This is a genomic window from Spiroplasma endosymbiont of Nomada rufipes, assembly GCF_964277355.1.
GTDB lineage: Bacteria > Bacillota_I > Bacilli_A > Mycoplasmatales > VBWQ01 > Spiroplasma_E.
This window is the reverse complement of sequence record NZ_OZ195517.1, coordinates 82,962-104,874: the sequence shown is the minus strand read 5'-3', so window position 1 is coordinate 104,874 and position 21,913 is coordinate 82,962. Positions and strand designations below refer to the sequence as shown.

The window sequence follows — 21,913 nt, the reverse complement described above, 5'->3', positions numbered from 1 at the left end:
TGAACTTCATTTTTATTAGTTTTTGAAAAAATAAATTTTTTAGGAAATTTTTCTCTAATTAAACCATTAGTATTTTCATTAGTACCTCTTTGTCAAGGTTAATATGGATTGGCAAAATAAATTTTTACATCTAAATTTTTTTCAAGTTGTTGTCAATTTGAAAATTCTTTGCCACGATCAAAAGTAATAGTTTTAACAATGTTTTTAGGAAGAATTGATAAATAATAACTGACATTTTTATTAATAACTTTAGTAGTTCTGTTTTTAACTAATATTGCTAAAGTAAATCGTGATACTCTTTCAACTAAAGTTATTAAACATGATTTGCTTTTACCTCGTGATGATACTATAGTATCTCCTTCTCAATGACCAAGTGTTATACGATCATTAACATTTATATCTCGTTCTTTAATTGATTTACCATTAAACTTGCCACGATTTTCTTTAGATTTTCGTTTTTTACCTTTTCTTCTTAAATTTTTACTAGTAACTTTATCAAGCATTCCAAAATAAATTCAAGTATAAATTGTTTTAAAACTAATAACTCATTGTTTATGAAAATTTTTAATTCTGCCATAAATTTGTTCAGGTGATCAACCTAATAGTAATTTTTGTTGTACATATTTTACTAAATTCTTATTTTTAAACTTATGAAAACTAATATGTGATTGTTTTCGATTTTCAGCTTTATTTTGTGCAATTAATGAAAAATAATGATTATTATCTTTATTTCTATTAATTTCTCGAATAATAGTACTAATACTTCGATTAAGATTTTTAGCTATTTCACTAATTTTAAATTTAAATTTCAATTGATTCTCAATATAAATCCTTTCATCTATGCCAAGATGTTTATAACTCATATAAAAACTCCTTACTTTTTTCTAAACTAAATTTAGCATTATGAAATTTTTATATGAGAATTTTTTGCAATTTTATTTACTTGCACTTACAAGTATAATTCAGCATTCTCCTGAACAAAATATTTTGACACAAATATCAGAAATAACAGGAGAAGTTTATAGTTTAGTAGCTATGGGTAATAATGTATATGTTGGAACAAGAACTTCTGATTGTTATGGTAAGTTATTTATGATTGAATCTAATAAAAAAGTATCAGAAATTGAGGATTGAATTGAAACATATGGTGAAGTTAGAAGTTTAGCGGTTATTGATAATGATTTGTATATTGGTACTAAAACTGGTACATATACTGGAAATTTATTAATATTTAAGCCTAATGGAATATTAGAATTGTTAAAAAAATGAAATCAAAATAATGGTGAAGTTTGGAGTTTAATAGTTTTTGGTAATGATTTATATATTGGAAGTAGAAATCAACTATATGAAAGTAGACTATTTAAACTTTCTCTTAAAGGAGAAAAAATAACAGAAACTATTGGTTGAAGAAATAATAAAAATTATGGTGAGATTTGAAGTTTAGCTGTTGTTAATAATGATTTATATGTTGGAAGTAGAGTTAAAGTTATTGATAATAAATTTTTTAAAGGTGGATTATATAAGTCATCTGATGGTGGTATTACTTTTACTGAAGTATTTGGTTGAAATAAAGATTATGGTGCGGTAGTAAGTTTATTACTTGCAGATAATAATTTATATATTGGAAGCAAAAACTATAGTGATAAAACTAATCAAAATTATCAAGGGAAGTTATTTTTTAAAAGAATAAAATAAAATTATTAAAAAAAATAAAAAACATTATAATAAAAATATTATAATATTTAGAAAATATTTAGTTTTTAAATTATTAATAAGATAAAGTATATTAATAAAAATTAATGAACATAGTAATTATTAATAATTTCACAATTTTCGATTGAATCTCAAAAATTATTATTTTTTTCTTTTATTTTAAAAATAAAAATAATTACTATGAATAGAAATACTGTATATAATAAAATTGGAACGATAATTATACAAAAGATAACTCCAATCTGTAATTGAATTCAAGGATAGTAATTATCAGGAAAATGATTTAAGTTACAGAAAGAACTTGCCGAAGTGCTAATAGTATAATTTAAACTAAAATGTTTTAATATTGTATATCCATCTTTAAAATTTGAATGACATTGTTCCTTATTATCGAATTTAAAATAAAAGTTACTAAATCAAATTAAGTATAAACCAGTAATTGTAATTAAAACCGTGATTGCAAATAATATTATAGTTGTTAACTGTAATATTTTAACTTTTTTCATTTTGATACCTCTTTAAATATAAAAAAAAACATTTTTAGATAATAAAAATAATAAGTTAAGAAATATATTATTTTATGTAAAAATGATAACAAATTTATATTGTTTTTACAATTATTGATTGTATAAGCAAAGTTTTAATTAATTATATAAATGAATAATATTAAGAAAATATTTGAATATTTTCTTAATATTATTTTGATTTATTAATTTGATTCAATATTCTACTTGCATCTAAATTAAATGGTATTACAATAATTTCATAGTGAATAATTTCGCGATTAGGATATCCAAATTTTGTCACTATTTCTTTAAAACTTAGATGAAATAGTGTTGCTAATTCTAATGTTTCAAATGCTTTATATTTTATGTCATCACTTTGATTTGTTTTATATTTTAATAAATAAATTTCTTTGAGTTTTATTTTCATTTCATTTTTATTGCCATTCATTTTTTTACCTCTCAAACTTATATAATTTAACAAGTAAATTATATATAAATTATATCATTTTACTTAATTCATATTTAGTATTTTTTATTAAAAAATTTTAATAAATATACAATAAAAATATGATTATGAAAACGTAGGTGATTTTGCAATAATATCATCATTAATTTTCTCTATATTCTCATTCTCATTTATATCTTTTATATCATCATCATTTAGTGTTGCTTCTTTTCCTAAATTTTGATTTCATTTTTCAATTTTTAAGATATGTATTTTAATCTTTGTCATTCTGAATCCCCTCTTAATAAAAAAACTTGTATGAATAAATTATACAAAAAATTTTTTTTACTTTTAAAAATATAAATTTTTATTATAAGAATATTAAATAAAAATTAAATAAAATATTGTTATTATATATTGCAATCGTGCTTGAACAAATATATAATATCTCTGTTGCTCTTTTTGGGACTATAGCTCAGCTGGTTAGAGCGCACGCTTGATAAGCGTGAGGTCGATGGTTCAAGTCCATTTAGTCCCACCATTATATGTGAAATTATGAAATAAACAGTTTTGTTTATTTTTTTTATTTAAATCAAATTAAAAATTATAATAAAGATGTAAATCAATTGATTTATTAATAATATAAAAAGTTATATTAAAAACCTATGATTAATCAGATATTTTAATTAGTGATAGGTTTTTAGTAATTGCTGAATTATACTTGTAAGTGCAAGTAAATAAAATTGCAAAAAATTCTCATATAAAAATTTCATAATGCTAAATTTAGTTTAGAAAAAAGTAAGGAGTTTTTATATGAGTTATAAACATCTTGGCATAGATGAAAGGATTTATATTGAGAATCAATTGAAATTTAAATTTAAAATTAGTGAAATAGCTAAAAATCTTAATCGAATTATTAGTACTATTATTCGATAAATTAATAGAAATAAAGATAATAATCATTATTTTTCATTAATTGCACAAAATAAAGCTGAAAATCGAAAACAATCACATATTAGTTTTCATAAGTTTAAAAATAAGAATTTAGTAAAATATGTACAACAAAAATTACTATTAGGTTGATCACCTGAACAAATTTATGACAGAATTAAAAATTTTCATAAAGAGTGAGTTATTAGTTTTAAAACAATTTATACTTGAATTTATTTTGGAATGCTTGATAAAGTTACTAGTAAAAATTTAAGAAGAAAAGGTAAAAAACGAAAATCTAAAGAAAATCGTGGCAAGTTTAATGGTAAATCAATTAAAGAACGAGATATAAATGTTAATGATCGTATAACACTTGGTCATTGGGAAGGAGATACTATAGTATCATCACGAGGTAAAAGCAAATCATGTTTAATAACTTTAGTTGAAAGAGTATCACGATTTTCTTTAGCAATATTAGTTAAAAACAGAACTACTAAAGTTATTAATAAAAATGTCAGTTATTATTTATCAATTCTTCCTAAAAACATTGTTAAAACTATTACTTTTGATCGTGGCAAAGAATTTTCAAATTGACAACAACTTGAAAAAAATTTAGATGTAAAAATTTATTTTGCCAATCCATATTCACCTTGACAAAGAGGTACTAATGAAAATACTAATGGTTTAATTAGAGAAAAATTTCCTAAAAAATTTATTTTTTCAAAAACTAATAAAAATGAAGTTCATAAATTTATATTGTCTTTAAATCAAAGACCGAGAAAAATATTAAATTATCTTTCACCAATCGAATATTTGGATAGAAAAATAATTTAGTTGCACTTACCTTTACAATTTAGCATTGGATTTGGTATTGCTTCTTCGATGTTAATTGCCAATCGTTTAGGTGCCGATGATTTGATTGGTGCTAAATATAATGCTAAACATTTAATTAAGTTAGGCTTTTTTGTATCATTATTTTTTGCTGGCTTATTAGTTTTATCTTCATTTTTTTTACCACAATTATTATTTAATGCAACAACAGAAGCCTTACGAATTTCTAGTTGAATGATGCGTGTTGATGCTATAGTTTTTAGTGCTTATACTATTTTGTATACTTGTATTTATGCATTTCGTCCTGGTGGCTTAGCAATTACTGTTTTACTTGTTGATAGTTGTTTTACTTGATGTTTTTCAATATTAATTTTATTTATTGAGGTACATTATAGTCCTTTAGATATTGTTTATATTTATGCTATTATGCGTTCTTGTGATGTTATTAAAATGATTATTTCTTTATTTATTTATCATCGTGGTAAATGAGTAAGAAATTTAGCAAGTAGTATGAATAAAGTATATCCAGAATCTCCACCAGTAATTGATATACCAAAAGCAAAAGATAAAGTTGATATTGCTAATTTCTAAATATGTTTAATTTTTAAAATTTTATTATTCTTGAATTAGTTGGCTTTATTCTTTGCTTATAATTTTTTGTTGGAATATCATTTTCATATTTACGTAGTGTTTGTTCTCAAGGGATGTCTTTTTCTTTTTGTTTATTAATAGGGTTAGATATTTGTGGTTTTGGTTGTATTTTTAGAGGTACTGAAATATCTGAATTTAAAAAATCTGTTGATGTAGATTTTGAATTAAAGCCTTCATCACTACTGTTAGATAATAATTGATTTTCCAAATCACAAATTTTTTCACTAAGTTGAAATATTTCTGATTCAAATTGTTCAACCATTTGCTCATTGACTTCGACAATTGTTTCTTTTTCTTGCTGTTCTTTTTGATTTATTAAATCAATTAATAAATTATTATTATTATTTAACAAATTATTTTTATCTTCTAATAATTTGTTTTCATGTTCAGTTATTTGATTAATATTAGTTATTAAATTTGCGTATTTTGTTTGTTTTTCAATATAATTTGAATTTAAAATATTAATTTTTTGTTGATTATTTAATTTTGTTTTTTTAAATAATTCACAATTTATTTCTTCTGTTTCAATTAAATTATTAATACTTTTATTTTTATTTATTTTTCCAAATGAAAAAAGATTAATAAAAAAATTTTTAATTTTGTTAATTTTTTGTTCCTTTAATTTATAGATTTGAATATTAAATTGAAATACTTTATCTTCTATTTCTTTATTTTGTTTAATTCAAAATTGAATAGTTTTTTGATAATTATTAATTTCTTTTTCAATTTTCTCACTTTTTTCAATAAGTTTTATTTTTTCTCCTTTTAAATTTAGTAATTGTTTTTTAATTTTTTCTACAGTTTCATAATTTATTAAATATGCTTTGTTAGTAAATATTTGTTCTTTTTTAATTGTTTTCATTTTGTCCCCCTTTTAAAATAAAAACCTATTTGTTAAAAAATAAAACAATAGGTCAAAAACTATATCTTTAGTTTACAAGTATTATATCTAATATTTTTTTGTAAACGAGAAATTACTTTATTTGTAATATTTATTACAAGAAATTATTTTAGTAATAAAATGAAATGCTGAATTATACTTGTAAGTGCAAGTAAATAAAATTGCAAAAAATTCTCATATAAAAATTTCATAATGCTAAATTTAGTTTAGAAAAAAGTAAGGAGTTTTTATATTAGTTATAAACATCTTGGCATAGATGAAAGGATTTATATTGAGAATCAATTGAAATTTAAATTTAAAATTAGTGAAATAGCTAAAAATCTTAATCGAAGTATTAGTACTATTATTCGAGAAATTAATAGAAATAAAGATAATAATCATTATTTTTCATTAATTGCACAAAATAAAGCTGAAAATCGAAAACAATCACATATTAGTTTTCATAAGTTTAAAAATAAGAATTTAGTAAAATATGTACAACAAAAATTACTATTAGGTTGATCACCTGAACAAATTTATGGCAGAATTAAAAATTTTCATAAAGAGTGAGTTATTAGTTTTAAAACAATTTATACTTGAATTTATTTTGGAATGCTTGATAAAGTTACTAGTAAAAATTTAAGAAGAAAAGGTAAAAAACGAAAATCTAAAGAAAATCGTGGCAAGTTTAATGGTAAATCAATTAAAGAATGAGATATAAATGTTAATGATCGTATAACACTTGGTCATTGAGAAGGAGATACTATAGTATCATCACGAGGTAAAAGCAAATCATGTTTAATAACTTTAGTTGAAAGAGTATCACGATTTACTTTAGCAATATTAGTTAAAAACAGAACTACTAAAGTTATTAATAAAAATGTCAGTTATTATTTATCAATTCTTCCTAAAAACATTGTTAAAAATATTACTTTTGATCGTGGCAAATAATTTTCAAATTGACAACCACTTGAAAAAAATTTAGATGTAAAAATTTATTTTGCCAATCCATATTCACCTTGACAAAGAGGTACTAATGAAAATACTAATGGTTTAATTAGAGAAAAATTTCCTAAAAAATTTATTTTTTCAAAAACTAATAAAAATGAAGTTCATAAATTTATATTGTCTTTAAACCAAAGACCGAGAAAAATATTAAATTATCTTTCACCAATCGAATATTTGGATAGAAAAATAATTTAGTTGCACTTACCTTTACAATTTAGCATTTCATAATTGTCGTTAAACATGTTAATCATCATTTATGATAGAATTTAATATATGAGATTTTAGAGTTGTGAGGTTTTAGTATGGAAGTGTCAGCAGAGAATTATAGAAACATTAATTCTCATAATCGTTGAGGAATTGTTGTTAGTTCGGGATTAATGGCAATAACTTTGATTATAAGTTGAGTATTATGACTTATACTTTATCGTACTAATGTTAATGAGATTTTAGCAATTTTAACTGAAGTAATTAATAGTAAAGGCATTACATTTACTCTTACTTTTCAGATTTTAACAATTTTTACTTTAATTTTTTCGGTTATTACTCTAGTGTTTATTACAATTCCATTTATTTTTTTAAATAAATATGGAATAATAACTTTAGTATGAGCATTAATAGTAGTAGTAATTTCGCTTGTCTTACTTATTGGTTCAGGATTATTAATAAGTTATGGTTATAAAAAAATTTATAGTTATGTTATGGACAAAAAAATTATTAATGTTTTATTTTTTATTTTACCTTGAGGTTTTGCATTAATTTGTAGTTTCTTTTTAGTACTTTTTTCTTTATGATTAATAATGGCTAATTTAAGAAATAAATCAAAAAAAGCATTATCATTGACAAATAATAATGCTTTATCAGCAACAGAAATACCCGCAAGTGTTGAACAAAATTCTCTTTTTGGTGAACAAACTATTGGACCATCATTTACAGATCGATTTTTTAATGAAGATGATAAATCAATACAAGGTATAAATATAGTTATTAATAATACTGGTGGAGGTGCACTTCCACAATCAAAATTACTTGATAATCAAGTAACTAGTAATCCAAATCCTGTTCAAACTAATAACAGTAGTAATAACAGTAGTAATGTTGTTAATAGTGAAGTAACTTGAACACCACAACAAATTGAAGAAGTATGAAATAAAGGAGAAATTATTGATGATTATAATCCACAGTTATATCGAAAAGACTATGCGGGTGCGCTAATGTTTAAAAATAACTTTATTAGTAATGTTAAACTTAATGATGATCCTAAAAGTTATAATTGAACTATTATACATCAACGACCTTTATTTCATGGAGGCACTTCTGATATTAGTAATTTACAACCAATGAATAATACTAATGCTATTACTAAAGGTAATAATTATCCACGTTGAAAAACAGCTATTACTTTTAATGGAAAACAAAATTTTTTAAAACAAAAATCATGAAAAGATAAAAAATAGAGTATTAATCATTAATTTAACTGAAGATGATATTAAGCATATTATAAATATAATTGGTATTTTGCTTAGTTGTTAATAATTTAAATTTAATTACACTATTATCTTTTAAAATTTATTTGTTTATGGGAAAATGTATATAATAATTAAAAGATAGGAGCAATTAATCATGCAAGTTATTGTCCATGGAAAAAATATTAATATTACTTATGAAATTAAAAATGCTGTTGATAAAAATTTTAATTATTTACAAGAAAAGTATTCTAAATATATTAAAAAAGATATGATTGCTAAAGTTGGTATTGAAAGAAATAGTAATCATACATATAATATTTCCGTTCATATTCAGTTATTAAATAATAATTTTTTACAGTGTTTAGTAGAAAATAACGATCTTTATGTTGGCATTAATAAAACATTAGTTCCGTTGGAAAAACAATTAAGTCGTTTAAAAACGGTTGCTGATAAAACTGGTGCTGAAAGCGTTGGTCAATTTATAACTAAAGAAATTCTTGATGATAATAGTGAAGTTATTATTGACGTAACAGAAAATAAAGATTAAAGAAAACGTTTATGAAAGTATACAATTATTAGCATTAGTTTTTTTATGTAAATATGATGCATCATATTTTTCATTTTCTGCATCTTGTGCTTTTTTTTGTAAATTTTCTTCTGGTGTTATTTTTAAATTTCGCTTATAAATATTTGTATCAATTTTGTTTATTATTAAAATGGCATATTCAAGACTTTTTTTTATTTATTTAATTAATTGTATATTTAAATTATCTTGATATTTTTTTGTTGAAATATGTTTCTTTTTTTTGTTATCTCTAATTCTAAAATGTTTGATATAGTTATAGTAATAAAAAATATAATAGAGATTTTTAAAAGTATTAATAATTTTTTTTGTATATTTTTCAATAAAAAAATCACTAATATCACTATTAGTTGCGTTATCTTTTATACAAATTTTATAAAAAATTATAGTTAAAGTAGTTGTATTATTAAATACTTCACTTACTTCTTTTTCAATTTCTTTTGTTAATTTTTTATTTATTGTTATTAGTGGAATTTTAATTTTATGATGTGTATCATAAAATTCTTTTATTAATGTTTATAAATCCATATTTTTTGTTTTATTAAATTCATTAGCAATTTTTTCATTAGTCAAAAATGTAATAAATTTTTGATCTAGAAACCCATTGACTGTTGTATAAAAATATATAATTTTTTCTATTAAAGTTTTGAATATATATTCACAAAAAACTTTAGCATATTCAGTGGGATCTGGTAAATAATTAGTAGATATTTTTAACATATTATTGTTCCTTTCAAAATCATTAAATTTTATGTATATAAAATTTCAATACTTATTATATTTAACACTTTTGAATGTTAACAATTAAATATTATTTTATATTATATAAAATTACAATTGTTAATAAGTGATTGAACATTAAATTTAGTTATTAAGAAGTTAATATATTTTCGTTATCATTAAATTAATTTTTATTTTAAAAAGTGATAATCTTTTTATATAAAATAGGAGGTAATTTATTGAAATATGTAATTGTTATTATGAAAATTGTAATTGAAATTTCTGCAAAAAATAAGATTACGATTAAAAACACAAAAATTCCTAAAATTTATATAGTAAATTTTTGAAGTATAGTTTAATTATTAATTATACTTTTGGTTAGTTAGTATTTTATATATTTTAAATTTTATTATTTTCTATTATATAATGTTTAAGTATAAAAATAAGACAGTTAAGAATAAGTAATTATTTAATTATTATTGTATTACTTTACTAAAAGTAATATTAATATTACTTTTTAAAATTATAGATAGTATTTTATATTTAATAATTAGGTAGTTTAGTTTTTCTTAATTATGTTTTTATATAGAAAAAACCATTATCAATATATAATATCTTTATCTTTAAGATTATTATTGTCTTGATATATTATATTAGGTATAATATAAAAGATTATAAAAATTATAAGAGATTTTATTTTATATAAATTTAATTTATTATTAATATAATAGGGGTGATTATGTGGAGAAAGATAAAGATATTATGAACATTATTAAAAAAGCATTATCAGAAAGTATTTTATCTGTACCAGGTGTTGCCAATATTTATGAAAAAGATAATAATTATGGAATTAAAGTTAACAAGTCTGATTTAGGTTGAATTATTGATATTAATATAGTTTGTTTTTTTAATAATAATATTTGAAATATTATGAATCAAACTCAGAAAAATTTAAAATATATTGTTGAAAAGATTATTAAACATCAAGACTATATAGTACTTAACATTTTTGTTCATGATTTAATTGAAGAATAAAAGAAAATATAAGGTGAAATTAAATGAAAAAAATTGATATTAAAACCTTAAAAGTTATGCTTATTAGCGGTGCTAATAATCTTTATAATCATCATTTTGAAGTTGATAAATTAAATGTTTTCCCAGTACCTGATGGTGATACTGGAACAAATATGAATTTAACAATGATGAATGGTATAAAAGAATTAAATGGCAAAGAATATGATAGTTTAAAAACATTTGCTACTACTTTTTCTCGTGGTTTAATGATGGGTGCGCGTGGTAATTCTGGAGTTATTTTATCTCAAATTTTTCGTGGTTTTTTTCAAACTATAAAAACAAAAGATTTAAAAAATGATTTCATTAATAATGAGGATTTATTAAAATTTTGAAAAAGTGCGCAAGATTATGCATATCGTGCAGTTATGAAACCAGTAGAAGGTACTATTCTTACTATTATTAAAGATGGTGCTAATTATATTAATGAATTAGAAATAACAGGCAAAGATTCGCTTTATATTTTTGAAAAATTACTAGAAGGAATGAATGAATCATTAAAAAGAACACCTGATTTATTGCCAATTTTAAAAAAAGTAGGAGTTGTTGATTCGGGTGGTGCTGGTTTAGTTTATATTGTTGAAGGTATGGTGTATGGTTTAAAGCATGGTAAAGCTATTTCACCAAAGAAAAAATTAGAACAACAAGATACAGCAAAATTAGAAATGGTTTTAAATCAAGAAAACTTTGGTTATTGTTCAGAAGTGATTGTAAAACTAAATAAAGTTAGTAAGTTAGACTTTAATTTAAGCAAAACACGAACTGATTTAGAAACAATGGATGGTCAATCAATAGTTTTAGTAGATGATGAAGATTTAATCAAAGTTCATGTTCATACTTTAAAACCAGGTCAAATTTTAAATTATTTTCAGAAATTTGGTGAAATTTTAAAAGTAAAAATTGAAAATATGACCGAACAGGCAAAAGCACATACACAAACTATTAAACCAATTCGTAAATTAAATAATAAATTTGCTTTAATTGCTGCTGTTCCTGGTAGAGGAATTGAAGCCTTTTTTAGAGATGAATTAAAGGTTAACAATATTATTATGTATTCAAAAAGAATTAATCCATCAACAGATGACTTTTTAAAGGCAATTGAAATTGTCGATGCAAAAAATGTCTTTATTTTGCCAAATGATAGTAATTTATTTTTAGCAGCAGAACAAGCAAGAAAATTAGAAAAAAAATCAAAAGTTTTTGTATTACCTGCTAAAAATATTGCTCAAGGTATGCGTGCCGCTTTAAATTTCAATCCTGAATTAAGTGCAAAAGAAAATAATAAAAATATGTGAAGTGAAATTAAATATGCTGCTTTTGGTTATGTAACAGTTGCTGATCGTGATGTTGAAATAGATGGTATTAAAATTGGAAAAAAACACTTTTTTTCTGCTGTTAGTTTTCGTAATAAAGATGGTAAAGAAAAAATTATTGCTTCAAATGAAAATTTATTTAATGTAATTAAAGTATTGTTTACTAAATTAATTTGAGATGGTGCAGAAATAATTACTATTTTTAAAGGTAAAGGTTATTCAAAAGATCAAATTAATTTTATGAAAAAAATTTTAGATGAAGATTATGATATTGAATATGAAATTGTTGATGGTGATCAAGAAGTTTATAACTTTCTTTTCGTGGTGGAATAATACTATGTTATAATATTGTAGACTCTATTCAAATAGTTAGAAAGGATAAGATTATGACTAATTTATTATTATCCTCAGTTAATCCAAATGATCCAACTAGTTTAATTGTTTTAGCAAGCTTATTAGCTATTGTTGGTGTAATTTTGTTTGTTGTTACTATGATTTGATTTTTCACTTGAATTAAGTATTCTTGATTCCATCGTGAAAATAGTGCTAATTTAACTGGTGGCGAGTTATCTCAAAAATATTTAAAAACATACGGTATTAATGCAAAAAGAATAAAATTTAAGGGATTTGGTAATATTAATAGTATTACTGTTGAACCTAGGTTTTTTTATTTAAGGCCATATTTATTTAATAATGGTAATTTTACTTTAAGACTATTACCATGAACTTATCACCGTCGTTCTATTTATACTTTAGCAATGGCAATGGAAAGTACTTGGACAGTAAGTAGTTCAAATAGTAGTCGTTTTAATACTTTTTGATGAGATTTTTCTCGTAAAATAACATTATTTTTTGTTTTAATTCCTTTTGCACTTGCTATTCTATTTGCTCTTTCACCTGCTAATTCTTGAATTACTTTATCAGCAGCGAGCGCAAATATACTTTCAATTGTTTTATCAATTTTAGGTAGTATTTTATTAATTCTTTTTTCTTCAATGCAAATAATTTTTTATGCTAAATCAAGAAAAGAAATTTGTCAAAATCTTGTTGGTATTTTAAATGAAAAAGAAATACGTGCTATTAGTTGAATTTTCCAAATTAAGTTTATTTATTACTTGATTCGTATGATTTATGAAATATTACAACTTATTTTACGTATTGTGATGTACACACAGCAAAATGAGAAATAATAAAAATTTGTACCTAAATTATAGGTACAAATTTTAAATTTAAAATTATATTAAGTTTTATTGATAAAACATTATTTTCAAAACTTTTATAAAATATTCTATTTTAGTAAGTTTTAAAGTTTTGTTTTTTTAATTTTACATTTAATTACTAAACTAATATTTTTCATTTTCATTTATTATTGTATATTTAAAATTTTATTTTGATAGTTTTAAATTTTAAATATACAATAAAATACACTTATTAATTTAATATATACATATTCATTAGTAATTTTTTGTATATTTATTGCAAAAATATAAAAAAAGGTTTTAAATGTTAACTATGAGAGAGAAAAAAGAATATTTTAAGTTAAGGAGAATACTGAATGCAAAGTAAGTCTGCTATTAATATATATTCAGAAATTAATAAATTAAAAATAGTTTTATTACTTGCTAAAATTTTTATCAGAAATGGTATTGGAGTATTTTATATTAAAAAGTTTGTTGTAATGAGTATTATCCAAGATAAAAAAATATGTTCTTACTTAATCAATCAAATTTTAAAAGAATGGAATTCTAAAAAAGAATATATTATTTCACTAGAAAAATATTTAAAACAACTTTCAGTTCAATAATTTATTAACAAAATAATTACTTGCTGTTAATAAATTTGAGTTAAAAATTAAATATAATAATACATATCCATGTTTATGAAATTACTAATTCTGAATTGTCATGTGGCCAGAGTGTTGCCCATATTGTATATTAATGTTAAATTAAATAAAGATATTAGGAACTGAAAGGAAGAAAACATATCATGGCTATTAATTTAAAAGGCAGAAATTTTATTTGTTTATTAGATTTTACTTCAGAAGAAATTTATTACTTATTAGAATTAGCTGCTACTTTAAAAATTGCAAAACAAAAAGGAATAGAAAAACAGCCATTAAAAGGCTATAGTGTTGCTTTATTATATCGAAAAGATTCATTAAGAACAAGAAGCGCGTTTGAAGTTGCTGCTTGTGATTTAGGAATGCATTCAACATATTTTGATCCAACTAGTAGTAAATTAGGAGTTAAAGAATCAATTATTGATACCGCTAAATTTCTTGGTAGAATTTATAATGGTATTCAATTTCGTGGATATAAACAAACTGATGTTGAAGAATTAGCTGAAAATGCCGGTGTTCCGATATGAAATGGCTTAACTGAATTATATCATCCAACACAAATGCTAGCTGATATTATGACAATTCAAGAGTGTAAAAAAAATAAAGATGTTAAAGGTATTAAATTTGTTTATTTTGGAGATGCTCGTTTTAATATGGCTAATAGTTATATGATTATTAGTGCAAAATTAGGAATGAATTTAGTAATCTGTACTAATAAAAATTTATGACCATATCCTCAACTATTAAAACAATGTCAAGAAATTGCTCAAGAAACGGGTGGTTCTATTATTTTAACAGAAGATTATAAAACAGCAAGTAAAGATGCTGATGTAGTTGCTACTGATGTTTGAACATCTGTATGTGAAGATAAAATTTTATTAAAACAACGAATTAAAGAATTAATGCCATATCAAGTTAATGATGAAAAAATGAAAATTGCAAAATCAGATGTTATATTTTTACATTCTTTACCAAGTTTTAATGATGGTAATACACAAATTACTCAAGATATTGTTAAACAATATGGTGGAACAGGTGAATTAGAAGTTACTGATGAAGTATTTCGATCTTCTGCATCAAAGGTATTTCAACAATCAGAAAATTGTTTACATACTATTAAAGCTGTAATGTTAGCAACTTTGAAAGGATAATATATGAGAGTATATTAATAATGAAAAGAAGCTTTAATTATTTTATTATTTAATAAACTTATTTACATTAATTAGTTTTTATTATTCTTATTTTAGAATATTAAATATATTAATTAATTGTTTAATAAAATATTAATGTTAGTTTTTATGTGCTAAATTGTAAAGGTAAGTGCAACTAAATTATTTTTCTATCCAAATATTCGATTGGTGAAAGATAATTTAATATTTTTCTCGGTCTTTGATTTAAAGACAATATAAATTTATGAACTTCATTTTTATTAGTTTTTGAAAAAATAAATTTTTTAGGAAATTTTTCTCTAATTAAACCATTAGTATTTTCATTAGTACCTCTTTGTCAAGGTGAATATGGATTGGCAAAATAAATTTTTACATCTAAATTTTTTTCAAGTTGTTGTCAATTTGAAAATTCTTTGCCACGATCAAAAGTAATAGTTTTAACAATGTTTTTAGGAAGAATTGATAAATAATAACTGACATTTTTATTAATAACTTTAGTAGTTCTGTTTTTAACTAATATTGCTAAAGTAAATCGTGATACTCTTTCAACTAAAGTTATTAAACATGATTTGCTTTTACCTCGTGATGATACTATAGTATCTCCTTCTCAATGACCAAGTGTTATACGATCATTAACATTTATATCTCGTTCTTTAATTGATTTACCATTAAACTTGTCACGATTTTCTTTAGATTTTCGTTTTTTACCTTTTCTTCTTAAATTTTTACTAGTAACTTTATCAAGCATTCCAAAATAAATTCAAGTATAAATTGTTTTAAAACTAATAAATCACTCTTTATGAAAATTTTTAATTCTGCCATAAATTTGTTCAGGTGATCAACCTAATAGTAATTTTTGTTGTACATATTTTACTAAATTCTTATTTTTAAACTTATGAAAAATAATATGTGATTGTTTTCGATTTTCAGCTTTATTTTGTGCAATTGCTAAATTGTAAAGGTAAGTGCAACTAAATTATTTTTCTATCCAAATATTCGATTGGTGAAAGATAATTTAATATTTTTCTCGGTCTTTGATTTAAAGACAATATAAATTTATGAACTTCATTTTTATTAGTTTTTGAAAAAATAAATTTTTTAGGAAATTTTTCTCTAATTAAACCATTAGTATTTTCATTAGTACCTCTTTGTCAAGGTGAATATGGATTGGCAAAATAAATTTTTACATCTAAATTTTTTTCAAGTTGTTGTCAATTTGAAAATTCTTTGCCACGATCAAAAGTAATAGTTTTAACAATGTTTTTAGGAAGAATTGATAAATAATAACTGACATTTTTATTAATAACTTTAGTAGTTCTGTTTTTAACTAATATTGCTAAAGTAAATCGTGATACTCTTTCAACTAAAGTTATTAAACATGATTTGCTTTTACCTCGTGATGATACTATAGTATCTCCTTCTCAATAACCAAGTGTTATACGATCATTAACATTTATATCTCGTTCTTTAATTGATTTACCATTAAACTTGTCACGATTTTCTTTAGATTTTCGTTTTTTACCTTTTCTTCTTAAATTTTTACTAGTAACTTTATCAAGCATTCCAAAATAAATTCAAGTATAAATTGTTTTAAAACTAATAAATCACTCTTTATGAAAATTTTTAATTCTGCCATAAATTTGTTCAGGTGATCAACCTAATAGTAATTTTTGTTGTACATATTTTACTAAATTCTTATTTTTAAACTTATGAAAAATAATATGTGATTGTTTTCGATTTTCAGCTTTATTTTGTGCAATTAATGAAAAATAATGATTATTATCTTTATTTCTATTAATTTCTCGAATAATAGTACTAATACTTCGATTAAGATTTTTAGCTATTTCACTAATTTTAAATTTAAATTTCAATTGATTCTCAATATAAATCCTTTCATCTATGCCAAGATGTTTATAACTCATATAAAAACTCCTTACTTTTTTCTAAAATAAATTTAGCATTATGAAATTTTTATATGAGAATTTTTTGCAATTTTATTTACTTGCACTTACAAGTATAATTCAGCAATTTAAATATTATCAAAAAATATAGGTTCTTAAAATTTACGATAATTTTAACGTTTCAACGTAAATATAGTTTGCAATAATACCACAAGCAACGCTAGCATTAAATGATTCTATTTTTGGATTTATTGGTATTTGAACAATATAATCTGTATGTTTTAATAACTTTGGACTTATCCCTTCACCTTCATTACCAATAATTAATGCTAAGTTGCTACTACAATCAATAGTAAAATAATCAATTGCTTTTGCTGTTTTAGCAGCAGCCAAAATTCAAAATTTATATTTTTCTTGTAAATTATTAATTGCGGAAGTTAAGTTATTAACTTGACAAATTGGAATAATACTTAGAGCACCGGCTGCAGCCTTTGCAACTGCACCGTTTATTTCAGATTGATTACGATTTAAAACAATTACACCATCAAAGTCATTACCCGCTGCAATTCTTAACATTGAACCAAAATTATGTGGATCAGAAATACGATCTAAAATTAAAATTCTTAAAAATCTAGATGTTGAACCAATATTAATTAATTCATCAAAAGAAAAATATTGATAGTCTTTAACATTAGCAGCAATATTTTGATGTTTAGTAGTACCTAATAGATTATTCATGGCTTGTAAACTAATAATTTCATAAGGAATATTTACGCTTTTTAAATCTTTTTTCAATTCTTGGTACTTATCTTGAACTAAAAAAACTTTTTTAATTTTTATTAATGATGATGTTGATAATGCAGCAATAATAGGGTGATAACCATAAATATATTGTAATGCCATAATTTTGCTCCTTTAAATAATATTCAAATCTTTTAATTCTTGACGAATTTTATCAGCTTCTTGGTATTGTTTTTCCTTTTTTAGTTGTTCTCATATTTTAATTTTATTTTTAATCTTTTCAGAATAATTACCAACTTTAAAATCAAATCCTAATATTTTTAAAGCAAAGGTAAAAGTATAAAAAATTTCTTGAAATTCTTCATTAAAATTTTTTTTAATAAGTGCTTCATTTAATTTTTTAATCATATTTTCAATTAAAGTAATAGTATTAGTTGTATCAATATTATTTGATAAATTTTTAATAATTTGTTTATAATAAATTGAATGATGATTATTATTACATATTATATTGTTAATAAATATTTGATATGTTCATTGTTTTAAAACATTTTCATATTTTTTTGTTGACACTAATCCATTTTCAATTGTTTCATTATTGAAATCAATTGGTTGTTGATGATCACGATTTAATATTAAATATCGCAATACATTCGGGTGATGTTGCTGACAAAATTCTTTAACCAGAATAAAATTATTTAAAGATTTTGACATTTTTTCATTAGCAATATTAACATGACCATTATGTCATCAAATATTTGACATTTTTTTATTATTAGCTGCAACAAATTGAGCTCGTTCATTTTCATGATGAGGAAATTTTAAATCAACACCACCACCATGTAAATCAATAGTTTGACCATTAAATAAATCCTCAACAAAACAAGCACACTCAGTATGTCAACCAGGTCTTCCTTTTCCTCACGGACTATTTCAACTAATACCTATTGTTGTTGATTTTCACAAAGCAAAATCTAGATTATTTTCTTTAGTAACTAAATTTTTAATTCTAAAATTTGGAATTAAATCTTCAATATTTTTATGTGTCAAACTTCCATAATCTTTTAACTTATTAACTTTAAAATAAACATCACCAGCCGTAAAATATGCATAATCTTTAATAATTAATTTATTAATAAATTCAATAATCTTTGAAATATATTCACTTACTTTTGGTAATTTTGTAGGAAAAATAATATTTAATTTTTCTAAATCTTCATAATATGCTAACGTATATTTTTCAGTAACTTGTTGTTCTGTTATTTTTAAATCCGCAGCTTTCTTAATAATTTTATCATCAATATCAGTAATATTATGAACATAATTTATTTTATAATTTTGATGAATTAACAAACGATGTAAAACATCAAAAACAAGCACACCACGAATATTGCCAACATGAATATAGTTATAAACAGTAGGACCACATAAATACATATTAACTTGCTTTTTATTAGGGGCAAGCAGCTGCAATCTTTGTGAAAAACTATCATAAATTTTAATCATTTAATTAACCCTTCTTAATAAAGTTTAGTTTTCATATACTCTATTATACTGTAAAGAATATCAATCTGTAACAAAATAATTTTTTAAATTTAAAACTCTCTTTAACAAAGAAAATGCTAAATTGTAAAGGTAAGTGCAACTAAATTATTTTTCTATCCAAATATTCGATTGGTGAAAGATAATTTAATATTTTTCTCGGTCTTTGATTTAAAGACAATATAAATTTATGAACTTCATTTTTATTAGTTTTTGAAAAAATAAATTTTTTAGGAAATTTTTCTCTAATTAAACCATTAGTATTTTCATTAGTACCTCTTTGTCAAGGTTAATATGGATTGGCAAAATAAATTTTTACATCTAAATTTTTTTCAAGTTGTTGTCAATTTGAAAATTCTTTGCCACGATTAAAAGTAATAGTTTTAACAATGTTTTTAGGAAGAATTGATAAATAATAACTGACATTTTTATTAATAACTTTAGTAGTTCTGTTTTTAACTAATATTGTTAAAGTAAATCGTGATACTCTTTCAACTAAAGTTATTAAACATGATTTGCTTTTACCTCGTGATGATACTATAGTATCTCCTTCTCAATGACCAAGTGTTATACGATCATTAACATTTATATCTCGTTCTTTAATTGATTTACCATTAAACTTGTCACGATTTTCTTTAGATTTTCGTTTTTTACCTTTTCTTCTTAAATTTTTACTAGTAACTTTATCAAGCATTCCAAAATAAATTCAAGTATAAATTGTTTTAAAACTAATAAATCACTCTTTATGAAAATTTTTAATTCTGCCATAAATTTGTTCAGGTGATCAACCTAATAGTAATTTTTGTTGTACATATTTTACTAAATTCTTATTTTTAAACTTATGAAAAATAATATGTGATTGTTTTCGATTTTCAGCTTTATTTTGTGCAATTAATGAAAAATAATGATTATTATCTTTATTTCTATTAATTTCTCGAATAATAGTACTAATACTTCGATTAAGATTTTTAGCTATTTCACTAATTTTAAATTTAAATTTCAATTGATTCTCAATATAAATCCTTTCATCTATGCCAAGATGTTTATAACTCATATAAAAACTCCTTACTTTTTTCTAAAATAAATTTAGCATTATGAAATTTTTATATGAGAATTTTTTGCAATTTTATTTACTTGCACTTACAAGTATAATTCAGCATATTTATCAAAAAAAAATAAAAAAGAAGTAAAATTTAACAAATAAAAGTTGCTTTGTTTTGAAAGTAAATATAAAAATATTTACTTTCAAAGGAGAACAAAATTATGAAATATTTTAGTCCAAGTTATTGATTTAAATTGTGAGTATTAACTGCTCCACTTTTAAATAATAAAATACAAGGTATTAATGGTAAGTCAATTGATAATTCAAATATTAAAAATTGAGTTAGAAAAAATACGACTAGTTTAGATTTAGTAAATCAACAATTAAATTTTGCAAGTAATAATCAAACAGATTTTATTATTAACAACCCAACAACAAATAGCAAAATAAATATGAATAAACATCGTCATGAAAAACACAGAAATCGATTAAAAAGAACATTAAATGGTAAAAACGAAATAAGGGGTAGTTGAGGTAAAGTAACTTGTTCATTTACACCAAAAACTTTTGAAGGAATAATAGCTGATTATCATTATTGAAAAGATAATCCTGCATGAGAACTTGGCGAAAAATTTAAAGAGGATATGATGCAACGATATAATTCTAATGATATTTCAATTACTGCAATTTTTCCATGAACATGAAAAGAAATACAACAAGTAGGTAAAACAATTTGAGATAATTTTTCAAAAATTGAAAAAGTATATACAGATAGTTCTAGAAAAGAACGTATAGAAATTGTACTTTATGAAAAACCATTTAATTGATTTGATTTTGAATCAGTAAGAATAATAACAGAAGATGAGAAATATTATCCAAATAATCGTCTTGATAATTTAGAAAATGATTTTCCAGATTGAAATAAAGATATAAAAATTAATTTAGGAAAAATTAATCATAACGTTGATAACGAAATTAAAAGTGCCATAAAGAAAAAATATCATAATTTTAAATTATCAGAAGTTTATTTATTGGATAAATCTAATTACTCACACTTTATTGGCTATTTTGAAAAAAAATAATTGTTGGTACTTTTAGTCCCTATTCTTATGGTTTGACAAAACCAACTTTTACCTATGTAACACAAGATAAATTTAATGAAATTTCAAATATTATAGCAAATGATTCAAAAGTTAAACAATGATTTGCACATATAAATGAATGAAATTCTACTTTACCACAAGCAATCAATAATTCTAAAACATTTAATTCTCAAGCATTATATAATTGAAAAAGACAAGAAAAAGAAATAATAAAAGGTTATATAAGAGATTGAAGTTATATTTCAACTTTAATTGAACATGAATTAAAGTTAGATGAATTAAACAAAAATATTCAAGGAATCAAAGCAGATTTTGAAACTTTAAAAAAACAAGTTAATGAACTTGACAAAAGACTTCTAAATCTAGAAAATAAATAAAATTTAAATTGTGAAAACACATTAACTATTGTTAATGGTGCTTTAAATACTATTCCCATAATTGGTAATGTTGTTGGTGGT

General features: G+C 22.2%; 21 protein-coding genes and 1 tRNA gene. 12 read left to right on the top strand and 10 right to left on the bottom strand.

All coding sequences use genetic code 4. The features are described from left to right. Positions 1 to 98: 98 nt before the first annotated feature. Positions 99 to 863, bottom strand: a complete 765-nt coding sequence (locus tag ACICQF_RS00570) for an IS30 family transposase (RefSeq protein ID WP_395473289.1) — start codon at positions 861 to 863, stop codon at positions 99 to 101. 40 nt (positions 864 to 903) lie between these two features. Between ACICQF_RS00570 and ACICQF_RS00565 the strand changes: the two genes are divergently transcribed. After that, on the top strand, positions 904 to 1,695 hold the full coding sequence (locus tag ACICQF_RS00565; RefSeq protein WP_395473288.1) for a hypothetical protein: 792 nt from the start codon (positions 904 to 906) through the stop codon (positions 1,693 to 1,695). Between the two features lie 714 nt (positions 1,696 to 2,409). Here ACICQF_RS00565 and ACICQF_RS00560 read toward each other — a convergent pair. Then, the gene (locus tag ACICQF_RS00560; protein WP_281748997.1) at positions 2,410 to 2,667 is read right to left on the bottom strand and encodes a hypothetical protein; all 258 of its coding nucleotides are present in this window, start codon (positions 2,665 to 2,667) and stop codon (positions 2,410 to 2,412) included. A gap of 123 nt (positions 2,668 to 2,790) precedes the next feature. After that, positions 2,791 to 2,952 (bottom strand): hypothetical protein, encoded by a 162-nt coding sequence (locus ACICQF_RS00555; RefSeq protein ID WP_252319474.1) that lies wholly within the window; start codon positions 2,950 to 2,952, stop codon positions 2,791 to 2,793. A 176-nt stretch (positions 2,953 to 3,128) separates the two neighbouring features. On the opposite strand from ACICQF_RS00555, the gene ACICQF_RS00550 reads away from it, so the two are divergent. The 4 genes from ACICQF_RS00550 (at position 3,129) to ACICQF_RS00535 (ending at position 5,016) form a co-directional block, all read left to right on the top strand. Then, positions 3,129 to 3,205, top strand: a tRNA-Ile gene (locus ACICQF_RS00550). Between the two features lie 272 nt (positions 3,206 to 3,477). Continuing rightward, on the top strand, positions 3,478 to 3,600 hold the full coding sequence (locus ACICQF_RS00545; protein ID WP_395473096.1) for a hypothetical protein: 123 nt from the start codon (positions 3,478 to 3,480) through the stop codon (positions 3,598 to 3,600). Then, on the top strand, positions 3,601 to 4,428 hold the full coding sequence (locus ACICQF_RS00540) for an IS30 family transposase (protein WP_395473682.1): 828 nt from the start codon (positions 3,601 to 3,603) through the stop codon (positions 4,426 to 4,428). It abuts the gene before it with no gap. A 48-nt stretch (positions 4,429 to 4,476) separates the two neighbouring features. Beyond that, positions 4,477 to 5,016 carry a hypothetical protein gene (locus ACICQF_RS00535; protein WP_395473287.1) on the top strand — a complete coding sequence of 180 codons (540 nt, stop codon included), beginning with the start codon at positions 4,477 to 4,479 and terminating at the stop codon, positions 5,014 to 5,016. A gap of 13 nt (positions 5,017 to 5,029) precedes the next feature. Here ACICQF_RS00535 and ACICQF_RS00530 read toward each other — a convergent pair whose 3' ends face one another. Beyond that, a complete protein-coding gene (locus ACICQF_RS00530; RefSeq protein ID WP_395473286.1) occupies positions 5,030 to 5,938 on the bottom strand; it encodes a hypothetical protein in 909 nt (302 codons plus the stop codon). A 3,591-nt stretch (positions 5,939 to 9,529) separates the two neighbouring features. Beyond that, positions 9,530 to 9,733, bottom strand: a complete 204-nt coding sequence (locus ACICQF_RS00510) for a hypothetical protein (protein ID WP_395473285.1) — start codon at positions 9,731 to 9,733, stop codon at positions 9,530 to 9,532. 741 nt (positions 9,734 to 10,474) lie between these two features. Between ACICQF_RS00510 and ACICQF_RS00505 the strand changes: the two genes are divergently transcribed. The 5 genes from ACICQF_RS00505 (at position 10,475) to argF (ending at position 15,108) form a co-directional block, all read left to right on the top strand. Next, the gene (locus ACICQF_RS00505) at positions 10,475 to 10,768 is read left to right on the top strand and encodes a hypothetical protein (RefSeq protein ID WP_174481144.1); all 294 of its coding nucleotides are present in this window, start codon (positions 10,475 to 10,477) and stop codon (positions 10,766 to 10,768) included. Positions 10,769 to 10,791: 23 nt separating this feature from the next. Then, the gene (locus ACICQF_RS00500; RefSeq protein WP_395473284.1) at positions 10,792 to 12,450 is read left to right on the top strand and encodes a DAK2 domain-containing protein; all 1,659 of its coding nucleotides are present in this window, start codon (positions 10,792 to 10,794) and stop codon (positions 12,448 to 12,450) included. Positions 12,451 to 12,503: 53 nt separating this feature from the next. Then, the gene (locus tag ACICQF_RS00495) at positions 12,504 to 13,307 is read left to right on the top strand and encodes a hypothetical protein (protein ID WP_395473283.1); all 804 of its coding nucleotides are present in this window, start codon (positions 12,504 to 12,506) and stop codon (positions 13,305 to 13,307) included. 365 nt (positions 13,308 to 13,672) lie between these two features. Beyond that, a complete protein-coding gene (locus ACICQF_RS00490; protein ID WP_174481147.1) occupies positions 13,673 to 13,921 on the top strand; it encodes a hypothetical protein in 249 nt (82 codons plus the stop codon). Between the two features lie 182 nt (positions 13,922 to 14,103). Continuing rightward, the gene (argF, locus tag ACICQF_RS00485; RefSeq protein WP_395473282.1) at positions 14,104 to 15,108 is read left to right on the top strand and encodes an ornithine carbamoyltransferase; all 1,005 of its coding nucleotides are present in this window, start codon (positions 14,104 to 14,106) and stop codon (positions 15,106 to 15,108) included. Between the two features lie 175 nt (positions 15,109 to 15,283). Here argF and ACICQF_RS00480 read toward each other — a convergent pair whose 3' ends face one another. The 5 genes from ACICQF_RS00480 to ACICQF_RS00460 all read right to left on the bottom strand — a co-directional run bounded on the left by ACICQF_RS00480 (position 15,284) and on the right by ACICQF_RS00460 (position 20,364). Continuing rightward, entirely contained in the window at positions 15,284 to 16,072 is a 789-nt protein-coding gene (locus ACICQF_RS00480; RefSeq protein ID WP_395473681.1) for an IS30 family transposase, read from the bottom strand. Between the two features lie 25 nt (positions 16,073 to 16,097). Continuing rightward, positions 16,098 to 17,048: an IS30 family transposase gene (locus ACICQF_RS00475; RefSeq protein ID WP_395473281.1), complete on the bottom strand. Its 951-nt coding sequence runs from the start codon at positions 17,046 to 17,048 to the stop codon at positions 16,098 to 16,100. 141 nt (positions 17,049 to 17,189) lie between these two features. Beyond that, entirely contained in the window at positions 17,190 to 17,930 is a 741-nt protein-coding gene (rlmB, locus tag ACICQF_RS00470) for a 23S rRNA (guanosine(2251)-2'-O)-methyltransferase RlmB (protein WP_395473280.1), read from the bottom strand. Between the two features lie 12 nt (positions 17,931 to 17,942). Further along, on the bottom strand, positions 17,943 to 19,274 hold the full coding sequence (cysS, locus tag ACICQF_RS00465) for a cysteine--tRNA ligase (RefSeq protein WP_395473279.1): 1,332 nt from the start codon (positions 19,272 to 19,274) through the stop codon (positions 17,943 to 17,945). 325 nt (positions 19,275 to 19,599) lie between these two features. Beyond that, positions 19,600 to 20,364: an IS30 family transposase gene (locus ACICQF_RS00460; RefSeq protein ID WP_395473278.1), complete on the bottom strand. Its 765-nt coding sequence runs from the start codon at positions 20,362 to 20,364 to the stop codon at positions 19,600 to 19,602. A gap of 209 nt (positions 20,365 to 20,573) precedes the next feature. Here ACICQF_RS00460 and ACICQF_RS00455 point away from each other — a divergent pair, with 209 nt between their 5' ends. Both ACICQF_RS00455 and ACICQF_RS00450 read left to right on the top strand, forming a co-directional pair. Next, complete coding sequence (locus ACICQF_RS00455) at positions 20,574 to 21,434, top strand: hypothetical protein (RefSeq protein ID WP_339038780.1); 861 nt, start codon at positions 20,574 to 20,576, stop codon at positions 21,432 to 21,434. A gap of 32 nt (positions 21,435 to 21,466) precedes the next feature. Next, positions 21,467 to 21,832, top strand: coding sequence for a hypothetical protein (locus ACICQF_RS00450; RefSeq protein ID WP_395473277.1), 366 nt, complete (start codon positions 21,467 to 21,469; stop codon positions 21,830 to 21,832). The last annotated feature ends 81 nt before the right edge of the window (positions 21,833 to 21,913 follow it).